At 68.3% G+C, this 15,476-nt stretch carries 16 protein-coding genes; 9 read left to right on the top strand and 7 right to left on the bottom strand.

The window, feature by feature from the left end; translation table 11 throughout:
- Nucleotides 1-46: 46 nt before the first annotated feature.
- From HB662_RS20480 to HB662_RS30095, 8 genes are all read left to right on the top strand, one after another.
- A complete protein-coding gene (locus HB662_RS20480) occupies nucleotides 47-973 on the top strand; it encodes an alpha/beta fold hydrolase (protein ID WP_168052219.1) in 927 nt (308 codons plus the stop codon).
- 122 nt (nucleotides 974-1,095) lie between these two features.
- Nucleotides 1,096-1,449: a hypothetical protein gene (locus HB662_RS20475; protein WP_168052217.1), complete on the top strand. Its 354-nt coding sequence runs from the start codon at nucleotides 1,096-1,098 to the stop codon at nucleotides 1,447-1,449.
- Between the two features lie 42 nt (nucleotides 1,450-1,491).
- Entirely contained in the window at nucleotides 1,492-2,283 is a 792-nt protein-coding gene (locus HB662_RS20470; protein WP_168052216.1) for an alpha/beta fold hydrolase, read from the top strand.
- A gap of 308 nt (nucleotides 2,284-2,591) precedes the next feature.
- Entirely contained in the window at nucleotides 2,592-3,347 is a 756-nt protein-coding gene (locus HB662_RS20465; RefSeq protein ID WP_342449553.1) for a response regulator, read from the top strand.
- A complete protein-coding gene (locus tag HB662_RS20460) occupies nucleotides 3,347-4,342 on the top strand; it encodes a cytochrome-c peroxidase (RefSeq protein WP_209443397.1) in 996 nt (331 codons plus the stop codon). The genes HB662_RS20465 and HB662_RS20460 overlap by 1 nt, the downstream gene beginning before the upstream one ends.
- The gene (locus HB662_RS20455; RefSeq protein WP_168052214.1) at nucleotides 4,339-6,729 is read left to right on the top strand and encodes a two-component system VirA-like sensor kinase; all 2,391 of its coding nucleotides are present in this window, start codon (nucleotides 4,339-4,341) and stop codon (nucleotides 6,727-6,729) included. The genes HB662_RS20460 and HB662_RS20455 overlap by 4 nt, the downstream gene beginning before the upstream one ends.
- Before the next feature lie 154 nt (nucleotides 6,730-6,883).
- A complete protein-coding gene (locus HB662_RS20450; protein WP_168052212.1) occupies nucleotides 6,884-8,500 on the top strand; it encodes a GMC family oxidoreductase in 1,617 nt (538 codons plus the stop codon).
- Between the two features lie 195 nt (nucleotides 8,501-8,695).
- Entirely contained in the window at nucleotides 8,696-9,088 is a 393-nt protein-coding gene (locus tag HB662_RS30095; RefSeq protein WP_168052210.1) for a thermonuclease family protein, read from the top strand.
- A gap of 150 nt (nucleotides 9,089-9,238) precedes the next feature.
- Here HB662_RS30095 and HB662_RS20440 read toward each other — a convergent pair whose 3' ends face one another.
- From HB662_RS20440 to HB662_RS20410, 7 genes are all read right to left on the bottom strand, one after another.
- Entirely contained in the window at nucleotides 9,239-9,409 is a 171-nt protein-coding gene (locus HB662_RS20440; protein WP_168052208.1) for a hypothetical protein, read from the bottom strand.
- Nucleotides 9,410-9,823: 414 nt separating this feature from the next.
- Nucleotides 9,824-9,997: a DUF1328 domain-containing protein gene (locus HB662_RS20435; protein ID WP_168052206.1), complete on the bottom strand. Its 174-nt coding sequence runs from the start codon at nucleotides 9,995-9,997 to the stop codon at nucleotides 9,824-9,826.
- A 114-nt stretch (nucleotides 9,998-10,111) separates the two neighbouring features.
- On the bottom strand, nucleotides 10,112-10,675 hold the full coding sequence (locus HB662_RS20430; RefSeq protein ID WP_168052204.1) for a peptidoglycan-binding domain-containing protein: 564 nt from the start codon (nucleotides 10,673-10,675) through the stop codon (nucleotides 10,112-10,114).
- Between the two features lie 187 nt (nucleotides 10,676-10,862).
- The gene (locus HB662_RS20425; protein ID WP_168052202.1) at nucleotides 10,863-11,378 is read right to left on the bottom strand and encodes a cupin domain-containing protein; all 516 of its coding nucleotides are present in this window, start codon (nucleotides 11,376-11,378) and stop codon (nucleotides 10,863-10,865) included.
- Nucleotides 11,379-11,441: 63 nt separating this feature from the next.
- Entirely contained in the window at nucleotides 11,442-12,968 is a 1,527-nt protein-coding gene (locus HB662_RS20420; RefSeq protein WP_168052200.1) for a tripartite tricarboxylate transporter permease, read from the bottom strand.
- A 12-nt stretch (nucleotides 12,969-12,980) separates the two neighbouring features.
- Nucleotides 12,981-13,445 (bottom strand): tripartite tricarboxylate transporter TctB family protein, encoded by a 465-nt coding sequence (locus HB662_RS20415; protein ID WP_168052198.1) that lies wholly within the window; start codon nucleotides 13,443-13,445, stop codon nucleotides 12,981-12,983.
- 28 nt (nucleotides 13,446-13,473) lie between these two features.
- On the bottom strand, nucleotides 13,474-14,487 hold the full coding sequence (locus HB662_RS20410; protein WP_168052196.1) for a Bug family tripartite tricarboxylate transporter substrate binding protein: 1,014 nt from the start codon (nucleotides 14,485-14,487) through the stop codon (nucleotides 13,474-13,476).
- A 150-nt stretch (nucleotides 14,488-14,637) separates the two neighbouring features.
- On the opposite strand from HB662_RS20410, the gene HB662_RS20405 reads away from it, so the two are divergent.
- Complete coding sequence (locus tag HB662_RS20405) at nucleotides 14,638-15,429, top strand: SDR family oxidoreductase (RefSeq protein WP_168052194.1); 792 nt, start codon at nucleotides 14,638-14,640, stop codon at nucleotides 15,427-15,429.
- Nucleotides 15,430-15,476 lie beyond the last annotated feature (47 nt).

Here is a 15,476-nt window from a genome sequence, read left to right as displayed (position 1 = left end):
TGGCGCCTGCGGCTGCCACTCTTCGTTCGTCAGGACGGAGACGGTCATGCCAGGTCGGAGCGGTTCACAATCCAGTCGCCGACCCGGTCCCGCGCCGGGCCCGACCGGACCCTTCAATCACCACCGACAGATCGAGCTCAACGGGCTTTCCGTCTTCTACCGCGAGGCGGGCCGGGCCGATGCACCGGTGCTGTTGCTGCTGCACGGCTTTCCGGCCGCATCGCGCATGTTCCGCGACCTCATGCTGGCGCTGTCCGATCGGTACCGCGTCATCGCGCCGGACTATCCCGGCTTCGGCCACAGCGCCGTGCCGAACCGCGACGCCTTCGAATGCACCTTCGCCAATACCGCGGCGCTGATCTCCGCCCTGCTGAACGCCAAGGGCATCGAACGCTTCGCCATCTACGCGCATGATCTCGGCGCACCCATCGGCTTCCGCCTCGCCCTGGCGCGACCGGGCCAGATTGCTGCGCTCATCGTGCAGAACGGCAACGTCTATGAGGAAGGGATTGGCACCTTCTTCGCCCCGCTGCTCGATTTCTGGCAGGAGCCGACGCCCGCCCGCTGCGCGGCGCTGCGCGAACGCCTGACCCTGGATGCGATCCGAAGCCAGTACCTCGCGGGTGTCGAGGATCCTTCGCGCATCGATCCGGACAATTGGGTGATCGACTATGCGCAGCTCTGCCGGCCCGGCGCGGCGGAGCTGATGATCGAGCTGCTCTGCGACTACCGCACGAACCTCCTTCTCTACCCGAAGTTCCAGAGCTTCCTGCGCGCGGAGCAGCCGCCGACGCTGGTGCTGTGGGGTGAGAACGACGTCATCTTCCCGGCCGCCGGCGCCCATGCCTATCGGCGCGACCTGCCGAATGCACAGCTGCATCTTCTGGCTTCCGGCAATCTCGCGCTGGAAGACCGCAAGGCCGAGATCGCGCAACTCGTGCGCCGCTTCCTCGACGAGGAGCTGCGGCCGTGAGGCGCCTCTCGCGCAGCCATTTCCGATCCGGTGAATCGCAGCCGGAGGCAGCGATTCACCCGACGGCATCCTGGTCGAGATGCCGTCACCCCATCGCCTCCAATCCAGCAAAGGAAAATCAGATGTTCGCACAGCTCCGCATCGCGCTCACCGGTACCCTGCTCGCCGCCAGCCTTTCGGCGGCGGATGCCGTGGCGCAGTCCTATCCGATCAGCCGTTGCGTCGGCGAGAACTGCGAGATCGACTACGGCCCGATGGGCCAGGCCACGCTCCTCGGCGGCGGCCGCGTCATGGTGTCGATGCCGGACGGGATGTCGGTCCGCATCGTGCATCTGGACACGATCTTCTCGCAGCAGCCGCGTCCCGGCTTCGTCCCGATGTCCATCGGATCGGGCGAAGAAAGCACCCTCGTCTATGTGCCGGCGATGATGCTGGAGATGGCGCGGCGCGCCATGGCAAATCCGGTCGGACGCTGAGTGCGGCCCGCTTCATCCGTCGCCACAGAAAGGAGAATCGCCATGACAACCACACGACGCGACGTGCTCGCCGCCACCGCCGCCGCCAGTATCACCACCTCCGCGCAGGCGCAGCCGGCGGGCCAGACCTCGCAGACCCAGCCGGTGCGGAACGTGGTGCTGGTGCACGGCGCCTTCGTCGATGGCTCCGGCTGGCGCCCCGTCTACGAGACACTGGTCTCGCGCGGCTATCGCGTCAGCATCGTGCAGATTCCGCTGACCTCGCTCGCCGATGATGTCGCGGCGACGCGTCGGGTGCTCGATCGCCAGGACGGCCCGACGGTGCTTGTCGGGCATTCCTGGGGCGGCAGCATCATCACCGAGGCGGGCGTCCATCCGAAGGTCGCCAGCCTGGTGTACGTTTCGGCGCTCTCGCCCGATGCCGGCGAGACGACGGCCCAGCAGTATGAAGGCTTCGCGCCGCAGTCCGACTTCGTCATCGAGACGACTCCCGATGGCTTCGGCTTCCTCAGCGCGGAGAAGTTCAAGGCCGGCTTCGCCGCCGATACCAGCGACGCCGATGCGGCCTTCATGCGTGACTCGCAGGTGCCGATCGCCATGGCGGCCTTCGGTACGCGGCTGACCCAGGCCGCCTGGCGCAGCAAGCCGAGCTGGGCGCTGATCGCGACCGACGACAAGGCCTTCGACCTTCGCATGCTGCGCCACATGGCCAGCCGCATTGGTGCAAAGGTGACCGAGGTACCGGCCAGCCACGCGGTCTTCATGACGCAGGCCCGGGTGACCGTCGGCGTGATCGAGGAGGCGGCGAAGCAGGTCAGGCAGGCGGCCCGCTGACCGATCACGACGGGGCGGCGCGGGATCGGGCCCGGCCGCCATCGCCGCGCAGGGCAGGGCATTCGAAAGCCGATGGCCAGCTTCGGATGGGCGGCATGAACGGCCTGTCCTGCTACCCATCGGCGTCACGCTCGGTGACAGATGCAATCGACGCGTTGGCTTGGCGAAACGCGACGGTAACACGCCTTCCACATATGCCGGCCCGAACGCCTGGCCCGCGCGGTGCGCCGTGCCGGCTTCCCGTTCCGCATCCTCCCGCGCCATCTCGCACCACCGATGAAAGCCGGAGAAACAAGGTCAGGATCCCGATGATGCTGCAGATGTTTGACGATCCGCCCGTTGGGGCAAAGCCCTCATCCTGGTCGCCGCGGATCCTTGTCGTCGACGACGACCCGGACATGCGCCAGATGGTCGTGAACTTCCTGCTCGACAACGGCCTTCGTGCAACGGCCACGGTGGAGCGCCAGGAGGTGGAGCGCCAGGTCGCACGCGACGATCTGGCATTGGTGGTGCTCGATCTGCGTCTCGGCGCACAAAGCGGACTGACGCTGCTGCGCGAGATCCGTGCGCGCTCGGACATTCCCGTCATCATCATCACGGGTGAGCGCCGCGATGAGGTGGATCGCGTGATCGGCCTGGAACTTGGCGCCGACGACTATGTCACCAAGCCGTTCAGCCCCCGCGAGCTGCTGGCCCGCATCCGTGCGGTGCTGCGCCGGCATGCCGCAAGTCCCCGACCGAACCGCGAGTCGATCCGGCAGCGCTTTGCGGACTGGATGCTGGACCGGCGCATGCGGCGCCTGACGAGCCCGGACGGTGTCGAGGTGCGTCTGACCAAGGGTGAGTTCGCGCTGCTCTGCGCCTTCCTCGACGCGCCCGGACGTCCGCTCGCGCGCGAGCACCTGCTGCAGGCAACGCGCGTCCATGAGGATGTCTTCGATCGCAGCATCGACGTGCAGGTTCTTCGCCTGCGCCGCAAGCTTGATGCCGGGCGTTCGGTGAGCATGATCAGGACGGAACGCGGCGTCGGCTACACCTTCGACGTCCTCGTCGAGCGCATCTGATGGATATGCGGGCGATACGGCGGCGCTTCTTCGCCTGGCCGCTGATCGCCCTGCCGCTCGCGACAGCGACATTGACCGGCCTCCTCCTCCTGTTCGCCGTCATGGAAGGGGGCGATCCCCCGCGTCGCGCGGCGGTGAACGAGGTGACGCCATCGTCGCATCCGATCAGCATCCTGCCGCCGCTGCCGCCGGTGGATGAACGCCGGCGCGCGCTGGGCGAGCGACTCTTCGGCGATCCGCGACTTTCGGGCGACGGCTCCCGCTCATGCGCCACCTGCCATGATCTGCGAACCAACGGCGCCACCTCCCGGCAGCGGGATGTTGGCCTGGACGGGGTCGAACTGCCGCTGAACACGGCGACCGTATTCAATGCCACGCTCAGCTTTCGCCTGGGTTGGGAGGGAAGGGCGCGCGGCCTGGAGGTGCAGACCGAGACCCTGCTGCGCAACCCCGCCATCATGGGGGCGGATATTCAGGTTGTCCTGCAGCGTCTTTCCGCGGATCCAGGCCTGGTCGCCGAGTTCCGCGATGTCTATCGGCGGAGACTGGACAAGGCGGCGCTGCTCGACGCACTTGCCACTTTCCAGCGCAGCCTGGTCACGCCGCGCAGCCGCTTCGACCGGTGGCTCGGCGGCGCGGCTGAGGCCATCACGCCGGAGGAGCATGAGGGATATCTGCTTTTCCGCTCCATCGGCTGCTCGGCCTGCCACCAGGGCGTGAACATCGGCGGTAATCTCTTCCAGCAGCACGGCATATTCCACGCCTTGGCTGCGCCGGAGCCGCGTGTCCTGCGCGTACCGAGCCTGCGCAACGTTGCGGCTACGGCTCCCTATTTCCATGACGGCAGTGCCGCGACGCTGGAGGATGCGGTGCGCGGCATGGGGCTCGCCCAGCTCAACCTGGTCATGGAGCAGGCACAGGTCGCTTCCATCGTCGCCTTCCTCCGCACCCTGACCGGCAGCTACCGCGGTAACCCGGTCACGGCCCCGCAATGACGCGCATCATCCTGGCGGGGGTGGGCGCGGCCCTGCTGCTGCTCACCTGGCTGCTGCTGCGCGGCTTCTCCGTGGATCACCGACCCTTTGACGAAGCCATGCAGGCGCTGGCGGAGATCGAGATGGCCGAGAGCGCGATCCGGCGCGATCTGCTGGCCGCACGCGCCGGGCTGCTGCGCGACTACGATCCGCTGGTCGGGGCACTTCGCCGTTTCGAAGCCGCGCTCGTCGTCCTGCATGACAAGACCACGCCCCAGTCGCTCGATCGGCTTAAGGCCTGGCATGAACGTCAGGAGGCCCTGGTCGAATCGATCAAGAGCGCCAACGCACTCCTGCAGAACTCGCTTGCGCAGTTCAGTCGACTCTCGATCCTGCTTTCCGCCCCGCCCGACGGCGCCATGCCCGTCGCAGGCGCCGGGCGGCTTGGATCTGCCGTCCTGCACCTCACGCTCGACACCTCGCCCGCCGTGGTCAGTGAGGTGCGCCGCGGCCTGACCGATCTGCACCGGGAGCCTGTCGCCGGCCGCGCCGCTGAGGCCGTTTCCGCGCTCCTCGCGCATGGCTGGCTCCTGCACGATCTACTGCCGCGGGTCGATGGGCTGCTGCGCGAGCTTCAGTCCCATGCCGGCGGATCGGTGCGTCACGCTATCGCTACGGAGGTGCAGGACCGTCGCATGGCGGCGGAGTTGAAGGCAGGGCAATACCGGCTGCTGCTCTATGCCTGCGCGGTGCTCCTCCTCCTGGGCCTTCTGCTGCTTGGTATCCGGCTGCGCGCCCGGTCCGATGCGATGCGGCGGCACGCGGCCTTCCAGAACATGCTGGCCCGACTTTCAGCCCGGCTCATCGGCACGCAAGCAGATGAGGCGGATACCGGTCTCGATCATGCGCTCGAGGAGATCTCGCGACGGCTTGGCGCGTATCGCGCCTATCTGCTTGTCGAAGGTCCCGCACCGGTTACGCATCTCTGGTCGGAGGACGGTACGGCGCACGCGCAGGGTTGGGCCCATGCCGTCCTGGCGCTCACGGCTGCCCACTCGGCCCAGCCGGCGGCAACGCTGCGCATGCCCCCTGGGCATCCGGATCTCCTTGCACTGCCGGGCCAGCCCCATGCCTGGTTTGCCGCGGTGCGCCGGACCGGGGATGGCGTCGCGGCGGTGCTCGGCTGCGAGATGGCGCGCCCGGGCCGCATCCCGGCGGAGCCGGAACTGGCCTCGCTCGGCCTTGCGCTCGACGCGCTGCTCAACCTCGTCACGCGACGCAGCCTGGAGGCGGAGCGGAGCCGGCTTGCAGCGCGCGAGGTGGAATCGCGGCAGATGCAGATGCTCGGTACCTTCGCCAGCGGGATCGCGCACAACTTCAACAACATCATTGGCGCCATCCTGGGCTTTGCCGAGATGGCGATGACCGAACGCTCCCCCGCGCGCATCGCAGACATTCGCCGCGCCGCTGAACGCGCACGCGACCTCGCCTCCGATATCCTGGCCTTCGGCGGGCCGCAGCAGACCGCGCAGCATGGCGTCGAGCTCGGCACATTGCTCACGGAGACGGAGCTGCTTCTGCGCGCCATGCTGCCCGCGCAGGTGCAGCTGGCATTCGAGGCAATGCCCGAGGCGGCCTTCGTCTGGGGTGACGGGACCGCATTGCAGCAGGTCATCGTGAACCTGGTCCGCAACGCGGCCCAGGCGATGGATGGCGCGGGTGTGGTGACGCTTCAGGTCGAGGCGCGGACCCTTCGGGAGCACCGCGCGCTTCGCCTCGGCGCGCTGCGGCCGGACCACTACGTGCTGATCCGGGTGCAGGATACGGGGCGAGGCATGGATGCGGCGACGCGGGAGCGCATCTTCGAGCCCTTCTTCACCACGCGGCAGGCCGGCCATGGGCTTGGTCTTGCGACGGTGCGGGAGATCGTGCTGGTGCATGGCGGCGGCATCGCGGTTTCGAGCGCCCCGGGAGAGGGGAGTTGCTTCGAAGTATGGCTGCCGCGTGCCGTCGCGGCGGAGGTCGCACGCAACGATCTGCCGCGCGGGGAGGGGGAGCCGGTGCTCCTGCTGCACGGCGACGACCGGCTACCGCGCGAGGAGGAGTTGCTCGCCATGCTAGGCTATGAGCCGCATGGCTTTTCCAGCCTGCCCGATGCACTGGGCGCGTTGCGCGTCGAAGCACCGGTGTACTCGGCCGCGCTTCTGCTGGAAGGCAGCAGCGAGATGGCCAGAACACTTCGCCTCACCGCGCCCGGCCTGCCCATCATCATCGCAAGCGCAACGCCGCTGGCTGGCTTCGAATGGATCGCGTGGCCACTGATGGCGGAAGAGCTGGCCCGCAGCCTGCGACAGGCGGTCCTGCAAGCGCCTCCGTCGGCACAGGCCGCCCCCGTATTTCGTCTGTAGGCAAGCGGGGTCGTTTTGACATGGCGCCGTCATGCGCGGCCTTCAGATTTCCGGCTCCGTCGCTGCTGCGGCAGGTGACTGCAGATCCCGCTCGCCAGCCGGTTCGCCCGGCTGGTTCGGGACTCCGCAGTTCAGCCCTATGGAGTCACAGATCATGACCAACGCCACATCGTCCGAGGATGCCGATTTCGCGATCCGTGCGCGCGACAACCAGACGCGCCTGACGGCGCGCCTGCAATCCCAGTATGACGTCATCGTCTGCGGGGCCGGCGCCTCCGGCTCGGTGGTCGCACGGCGGCTGGCCGAGAACCCGGAGGTCCAGGTGCTGCTGTTGGAAGCGGGCGGCAGTGATGAGGCGGAATCAGTCCAGAACCCCGCCTTGTGGCCGACCAACCTGGGTTCGGAACGCGACTGGGGATTCCAGGCGGAACCCAACCCGCATCTGAACGGCAGGCAGCTGTCGCTGTCGATGGGCAAGGGGCTCGGCGGCGGCTCGAGCGTCAATGTGATGGTGTGGGCGCGCGGGCATCGCAGCGACTGGGACTTCTTCGCTTCGGAGGCGGGTGATCCAGCCTGGGGCTATGACAACGTTCTCAGCATCTATCGTCGCATCGAGAATTGGCAGGGCGTGCCCGATCCGCAGTTCCGAGGCACCGGCGGGCCGGTCTGGGTGCAGCCCGCGGCGGATCCCAGCCCGATCGCGCTGGCCATGCTGGAGGCGGCGAGCCAGATCGGCATCCCCGTCCATGATCATCCGAACGGGCGAATGATGGAGGGGCAGGGCGGCGCCGCGATCAGCGACATGCTGGTTCGCGACGGCCGACGCCAGTCCCTGTACCGCGCCTATGTCCACCCCTGGCTCGACCGGCCGAATCTGACGGTGCTGACCGGCGCCCTGGTGCGGCGTGTTCTGTTTGACGGTCGGCGCGCGTCCGGTGTCGAGTTCGTTCGCGGCGGACAGGTCACGGTGGCCCATGCGCGTGCCGAGGTCGTGCTGTCGCTGGGCGCCATCCAGACGCCGAAGGTGCTGATGCATTCAGGCATCGGTGACCGGGCCGAGCTGGGGCTCTTCGGCATTCCGGTCCGCCAGCACCTGCCCGGCGTCGGCCGCAACTTCCAGGACCATGTCTCCTTCGGCTGTACCTGGGAATATGCGGAGCCGATCGCGCCGCGGAACAGCGGTAGCGAGGCGACCATGTACTGGAAAAGCCGGGCCGATCTGGATGTGCCGGACCTGCTGTTCTGTCAGGTGGAGTTCCCGGTCCCGAGTGAGAAGACGGCGGCGCGCGGCGTTCCGGCGCATGGCTGGACGATGTTCGCCGGACTTGCACATCCCGTCAGCCGCGGGAGCTTGCGCCTGCGTAGCGCCGATCCGCTGGCGCCCGTCGCCGTCGATACCGAGTTCCTGTCCCATCCGGCGGATATGACGACCGCCAGGTCCTGCATCGAGCTCTGCCGCGCGCTGGGCAATGCGCCGGCCTTCCGCCCCTTCGTGCGGGGCGAAGCAATGCCTGGTGAGCTGAATGACGAGGCGCTCGAGCTCTATATTCGCGAGGCGGCCGTCACCTACTGGCATCAGAGTTGTACGGCCAAGATGGGGCGCGATGACATGTCGGTCGTGGATGCCGCGCTCCGTGTCTACGGCGTGGAAGGCCTGCGGGTGGCAGATGGTTCCATCATGCCGCGCGTGACGACCGGGAATACGCAGGCGCCCTGCGCGATCATCGGCGAGCGTGCAGCGGAGCTTATCAAGCAGGCGCACGCCATGTAGGGCGGATGGCGGGCGATGCGCCGCGCGCCGATCTGCGCTTCGCCGCCAGCGGGAATCTGCACGTCGAATTCACTGCGCGTGCACGGCCGGGGTGGTATCCGCCGCTCCGCTCCAGCTACAAGCCATGACGAAACCTGACCGGAGCCGGCGAGCTTGCGCGCCTAAGCTTCCTGGAATGCCTGACGAGATTGGCCAATGAACCCAATGCTGCGAAAGCTTCTCCTGGCGCTTGCCCTCGCAGCATCGCTTCCCGCTGCATCCCAGGCACAATGGCGCGAGCCGCCGCGCACGATGGAGGCTGCGCCGCAGCGCTATACGGGCTGCCGTGCAGTGGACGGCGACACCCTTGCATGCCGGCAGGGCCGGGTGCGTCTTCGTGGCGTGGACACGCCGGAGCGAGGCGAACGCGGGTATCGGGCTGCGCAACGTGAGCTGGCTCGTCGCACGCGAGGTGGCACTGTCACGGTCGTGCCGCACCACCGGGACCGATATGGCCGCTTGGTGGGCGATGTCCATTCGCGCAGCGGCAACGTCGGACGTTCCATGGACGCGGATGGCTACTCGAAGCGGCGCGGTGCCCGCCGCTGACCATTGCTGACATCGAAGCCCGTCCCGCTCGCGTTGCTGCTGTTGGCTTGCAGGGTGCAGACGGGCACTTGCCTGGTCGGTGCAACCTTCGTTGCCGCAGGCGGCCTCCTGCGCCGCCTGCGGCAGCCACAGGCCCGTTGCCGCGGGATATCAGTGGGAGGTGTTGGGCCGGCGGCGTGCGTGGCGGCTCTCTGCTGGTACGGCCTTCAGCGTCGACGCCGGGCACGCGGCATCTGGCATGGCGGTCTGCTGCATGTCCGGCCCTCGGTAGAAGCCCGCGATACGCAACAGCATCGCCACCAAGCCGTTCAGCAAGCTCAAGGGTGATCCTTGCCAGGCGTATGACGAACTTCCGGCCGAGGTGCGTCGCGCTATTTAGGACGCCCTGGTGGACTGCTGCTCACTGAGGGTTCGAGACGGGTCCGCCTCATCAGCATGGCCTGCAGGCCGCTCACCACGCTCACCATGCTGCGCGCCGCCGCGTGATGCGGGCATCGGCCGCGACATCCAGGTCGAGATCACCGGGGCGCACAACCTGCAGGCCAGCGACTGCATCCTGTAGGCGACGCAGCGCGACAGTGGCGGCCCGTTCCGGACATCATCACGGAACGGACCGCCTTCTGACCTTGGTGCCGCGCGTAGCGGCGCCCACGGATCCCAACGGGCGAAGACCCAGGCCGCCGGCCGCAGCACGGGCCACTGCCCGCACCGGGACCGGCGGTAGCTGGCTTCCCGCTATGTCACCTTCTTGTAGATCGTCAGTCCCAGCACGAACAGGATGACTGCGATGATGACAGCCAGCCAGAACAGGATCTTGGCGATATCCATGGCCACGCCGGCAATGCCGCCGAAGCCGAGCAGCGCCAGCACGAGTGCCGCGACCGCGAAAATGATGGCCCACTTGATCATCTGCACTTCCTTTGCGTAGCAGGAAGCAACTGAACGAAGCGCGGGGGCCAGAGTTCGGCCCGGATGCAGCCATGATCTCGCCGCGGTCGCCGCAGGGCGCTGGCAGGGCCCTGGTCAGCGCGGCGGCGCCTCCAGGTTGTTCGGGTCGAGCCCCAGCGCGCTGGCGGTAACCGGCGTGATCTGGCCCGTGGTCTGCAGCGCGCGGCTCTGCTGAAATTTCTCGATCGAGGATTGGGTCGAGGGACCCCAGATGCCGTCCAGGGCGCCGTCATAGAAGCCCAGCGCCCGGAGCCTTGTCTGCACGTTGCGCACCGCCTGGTTGCTCAGCACCTCGGTGGAGGTGGCGGCCGGCGGCGGCACCGGAGCGCCGGCGAGCAACTGGGCCGGGTTCACGCCCATCGTGGCGGCGGTCGCCTGGTTCATCTCGCCGGTCACCTGCAGGCCGCGCCCCTGTTGGAAAGCCTCGAGCGCGGTGCGGCTCGCCGGCCCCCAGATGCCGTCCACCGGGCCGCTATAGGCACCGGCGCGGCGCAGCGCCTCCTGCACCGCCCTGACGCCCTCGGTACCAAGCGGCTGGGCGTAGGTGAGGATATGCGCCGCCTGCGCGTTCGCATTGCCAGGTGCCAGTACCAATTGGGCGCCGAGCAGCAGCCCGGTTGCAAGAATGTGGATCTTCATGGCGATCAACCCTCCCGTTCCGCGGCATGAACACCGCGGGACGGGAAGGGTTCGCCGCCTGGCCAGCTTGTAGCCGCTGGGCACCGCCGGCCTGGCCTGTGCGTCAGGCGCCCGCGGGCATGCCTCTCGCCTCAAGCGCCGGCGGGCGCCTGATCCGCCTCAAGCGCCGGCGGGCGCCTGATCCGCCTCAAGCGCCGGCGGGCTGGACCTCGGTATAGGGCAGGCGCTTGACGCGATCCATGTTCATGCCCTCGATCCGCAGCAGGCGGGTGGGGCCGTCGCGGCGCGGCGCGTGCAGGTCGCCCGGCTCATACAGATAGGCATCGCCCGGGCGCAGCGTGTAGTCGCGGGTGCGGACCGCCTTGCCGGACTTCAGCCCCTCGGGCCGCGCCAGGCAGTCGAAGTCGCTCATCACCGTCTCGCCGGCCGCCTGGCCGTAGATCGCCCAGGACGGGCCATGGTCATGTGGCGGGCCGGATTTGGCGTCGGTATAGGCATGGGCGAGGACGGTGAAGCCCAGCTCCGGATCCTCGTAGAGGACATGCCGTTCGGGCGTCCCCTCCGGAATGTTCGCGGCGACGAAGGCGCTGTCCTTCAGCGCCTCGCGCACCAGGGCGCAGACCTTCTCGCGTCCGGCCGGGCCGGGGTTGTCCTTCAGCGCAGCCTTGCATTGCGCGGTGAAGTCTTCGAGCGTCATGGACATGTCGCGGCCTCCCTGTTGGCGAGGAGAATCTTCTCCCGCCCGCCACGCCTGTCAATCGCCGGATCAGTCGGCCGAAACCACCACGGCCTGCGCCTTCAGCGCGGCTCGCCGCCGCAGGTCGCGGCGCACCGACAGGCCGAGCGAGACGAACATCACCACGATGATGCCGACCGCGACCGGATGCTCGAATACATACATCGCGTCGCCGCCGGCCAACTGCCAGGCGCGCAGCATCTCCGTCTCGATCAGCTTGCCGAGCAGCAGGCCCACCACCACCGCCGCCACCGGGAAGCCGTAGCGGGACATCAGCCAGCCCAGCACCGCGAAGACCAGGAGCGTCAGCGGCCCGGCGATGGAGCCCTCGATGGCGAAGGCGCCCATGGTGGACATCACCAGGACCGAGGGAATCAGGTAGCGCAGCGGCAGCCGGACGATGGTGCTGGCGACAAAGACGAAAGCGCCGCCGACCAGCAGCAGCACGAAGGCCTGGGCGAAGTTGGACAGGATGATCGCATAGACGATGTCCCGGTTCTGCTCCATGAAGCGCGGGCCGCCGATGACGTTGTGCATGGCGAAGGCCGCCAGCAGAATCGCCGTGGCGCCGCCGCCCGGGATGCCGAGCGCCAGCATCGTCGCCATCGACCCGCCCTCGGAGGAGCTGTTGGCCGATTCCGCGGCGATCACACCCTCCGGATTGCCCTTGCCGAAGCTGTCCGGATCCTTCGATGCGCGCCGCGTCTCGCCATAGGAGATCAGGTTGGCGATGGAGGACCCGATGCCCGGCACCGCCCCGACGAAGATGCCGATGGCGGTGCCGCGCAGCAGCGTCACCGGGTGGCGAAGCACCATCACGCCGCCATCCAGGATGCGGCGCAGGCTGATGGTGCGGTGTTCCTCCGCCTCCACGATGAACTTGGCATTCACCAGGGCGAACAACTGGCTGGCCGCCAGCAGCCCGACCATCGCCGGAATCGTGGGCACGCCGTCCAGCAGCCAGGATATGCCCATGTCGCCGCGCATGTAGCCCGCCGTGTTCATCCCCACCGTGCCGCACAGCACGCCGATGGCGGCCGCGAACAGGCCCTTCGCCACGGAGGATCCGCCGATGGAGCCGAGCAGCACCAGGCCCCAGATGCCGATCGCCGCCATCTCATACGGCCCGATCCGCAGCACGATCTCGGCCAGCGGCTGCACCAGCACGAACAGCACGATGTAGGAGATCAGCACGCCGATGCAGGAGGCGAAGAGCGCCGCCCCCAGCGCCTCGCTGTGCTGGCCCTTCCGCGCCATCGGGTAGCCGTCGAAGGTGGTGGCGACGGCGGAGGAGGTGCCGGGGATGTTGATCAGCACGGCGGGGATCGATCCGCCGAAACCCGCCCCGGTATAGACCGAGGTCAGGAAGATGATCGCCGGCAGGAAGTCCATGTAGAGCGAGGCCGGCAGCACCAGCGCCATGGCCATAGAGACGGAGATGCCGGGCAGCGCACCGAAGACCAGCCCGATCAGCAGGCCGGGCACCACCCATATCCAGGCCGAAGGCGATCCAGCCAGCATGGCGACGGCGGAGCCGAAGGCCGGGAAGTCGATCATCTTCGGGCGGCCCTACAGCAGGCTGGTGGGGAAGGGGTAGGGAACGAGCAGCCGGAAGCCATAGATCATCGCCAGCCCGAACGCCGCCGGGAACACCACCAGCGCCACCTTGTTGCGTTCACCGCCGATGATCAGTGCGATCAGCGTGAAGCCCCAGATGGCGATGTCGTAGCCCAGCGGCTCCAGCGCCAGGATGAAGCCGGCAAAGGCCGCGACCATGGCGACCACGCGGCTGACATCCGCCCAGCTTTCCCGCGGCCCTTCCTGTGGCAGCACCGGGGTGCGGAGGTAGCCGAGCGCCAGCACCGCCCATAGCAGCAGCACCAGCCAGGCGGTGGGTTGCAGCAGCAGAAGGTTCTGCGGGCTCAGCGAAACGCCGCGCGCCTCGACCAGATAAGACGCCGCCACCCCGGCCAGCAGGGTGACGAGCAGCAGCGGCGCCCACGAAACGCGGCGCCGCACTTGGGTATCCGGCATGGTGCGGCGCCCGTCCTTCTCTCGGGATTCAGGCCTGCTTCAGCAGGTCCGCGTACTGCGCCATCAGCGCGGCGGAGGCGAGGTAGGCGCGGTTCGATGCTTCCGGCCCGTACCAGGTGGTCGCCAGCTGCTGGTTGGCCAGCGTGCTGACGCATTCCGGATCCTTGGTCGCACGCTCCACCGCCTGCAGCAGGATGCGGTAGCGCTCCGGCTGCGCCTCGACGAAGCGCTTCAGCACGACGAAGCCGCGCTGGGACCCATCCACCGACTGCGGCTGGAAGCCGGCGGCGCGGGCGTGGTCGGTCAGCAGCGGCACGTCCGGGTAGTCGGTGGACTTCTCGTCGCTGAACATCAGCAGCGGCTTGATGCGGTCCTTGATCGGCAGGAAGCCTTCGCCGCCGACGAAGCCGACATCGACATGGCCGCCCGCCGTCGCCGTGCGCGCCGGCCCACCGCCATCATAGGTGACGACGCGCACCTTGGAGCGGTCGATGCCATGCGCCTGCATGAACAGCGCCATGTTGATCAGGTCGGCGGAGGCCGGCTGCACGCCGATGGACAGGCTGCGCGGGTCCGCCTTCAGCCGCGTCACCACCTCGTCGATCGAGTTGATGCCCTTGCTGGTGGCGGAGGCGGCGAGCGTCAGGTCGCGCGACGGCAGGTTGATCATGTGGAAATCTTCCGCCTTGTAGCGGGCATTCCGGGTCAGGATGGACAGCGGGATGTACGGTCCGGCCGAGTGCACCATCATCATGTAGCCGTCATCCGGCTGCTGCATGTAGAAGGTGTTGCCCAGCACCGTGCCGCCGCCCGGCCGGTTCATCACCGTCACCGGCTGGCCGAGCTGCTTCTGCAGGAAGGGCGCCATGGCGCGGGCCAGGCGGTCGTTGTAGCCGCCGGTGGCGAAGGGCACGAGCAGCGTCACCGGCCGTTCCGGGAAGCTCTGCGCCCGGGCGATGCCGGGAGCCGCGAGCGCCGCGCCCGCACCGGCGGCAAGCATCAGGGCCTGACGGCGCGAAATGGCCTCGATGTGCTTCGTCATGGCGATATCCTCCCTGCAGGGCGGCGCTTTCGGCCGCGCGGCTCTTGATCTTCTCCAAATCACCTAGACACCCTACTGCTGACAGTCAACGGCAACACGCTGGGGCAAGACGCTGGCGCGCATGCGCCGCGGGCCGAAGGGAGGTTCAGGGTGGATCTGGGATATCAGGGACGGCGGGTGCTGGTGATCGGCGCTTCTACCGGCATCGGCTTCGCTGCGGCACGGCTGCTGGTGGCGGAGGGGGCGGAGGTGATGATCGCTTCCCGCGATGCCGCCGGCATTGCCGCGGCGGCGGCGCGGATCGCCACCGAAACCGGCCGCAGCCCGGCCACCGCGATCGCCGACATCACCCAGGAAGGCGCGGCCGACCGACTGCTGGCGGAGGCCGCGGCGCGGCTCGGCGGGCTGGACGGGCTGGTCGATGCGGTGGGCGGGTCCATCCGTTCGCCGTTCGAGGCGCTGACCGACGCCGACTGGCTGGGCAACTACCAGTTCAACGTGCTGTCCGCCGTGCGCGCCGTGCGCGCCGCGCTGCCGCTGCTGCGGCAGGGCACGGCGCCGGCCATCGTGCTGCTGGGTGCGGCGGCATCGCGCATGCCCTACCCGAACCAGATCGTCTCCAACGTCCACAAGGCCGGGCTGCTCGGGCTGACCAAGACGCTGGCCGGCGAATATGCGGCGGAGGGCATCCGCGTGAACTGCGTGGCGCCCGGTCGCACCCTGACCCGGCTTTGGCAGGACCGGGCGGAAAAGCTGGCGGTGGAACGCGGGGCGGAGGTGGCGGAGGTGATCGCCGAGTTCAGCCACGAGATCCCGCTCGGCCGCTTCGCAACGGCGGAGGAGGTGGCGGTGATGGTGGTCTGGCTGCTCAGCCCGCGCGCCGCCTATGTCACCGGCCAGACCGTCAACGTGGATGGCGGCATCGCGCGCGGGTTGCTGTAGCGGCGTGCCTCGCACCGGTTTTGATTGCTTTTTGTCCACGATCGGCT

Origin of the sequence: Falsiroseomonas frigidaquae (genome assembly GCF_012163145.1) — a bacterium.
In the GTDB taxonomy this organism is placed as follows: Bacteria; Pseudomonadota; Alphaproteobacteria; order Acetobacterales; family Acetobacteraceae; genus Falsiroseomonas; species Falsiroseomonas frigidaquae.
The sequence above is the reverse complement of the archived record's forward strand: the minus strand, read 5'-3'. Positions and strand labels throughout refer to the sequence as shown.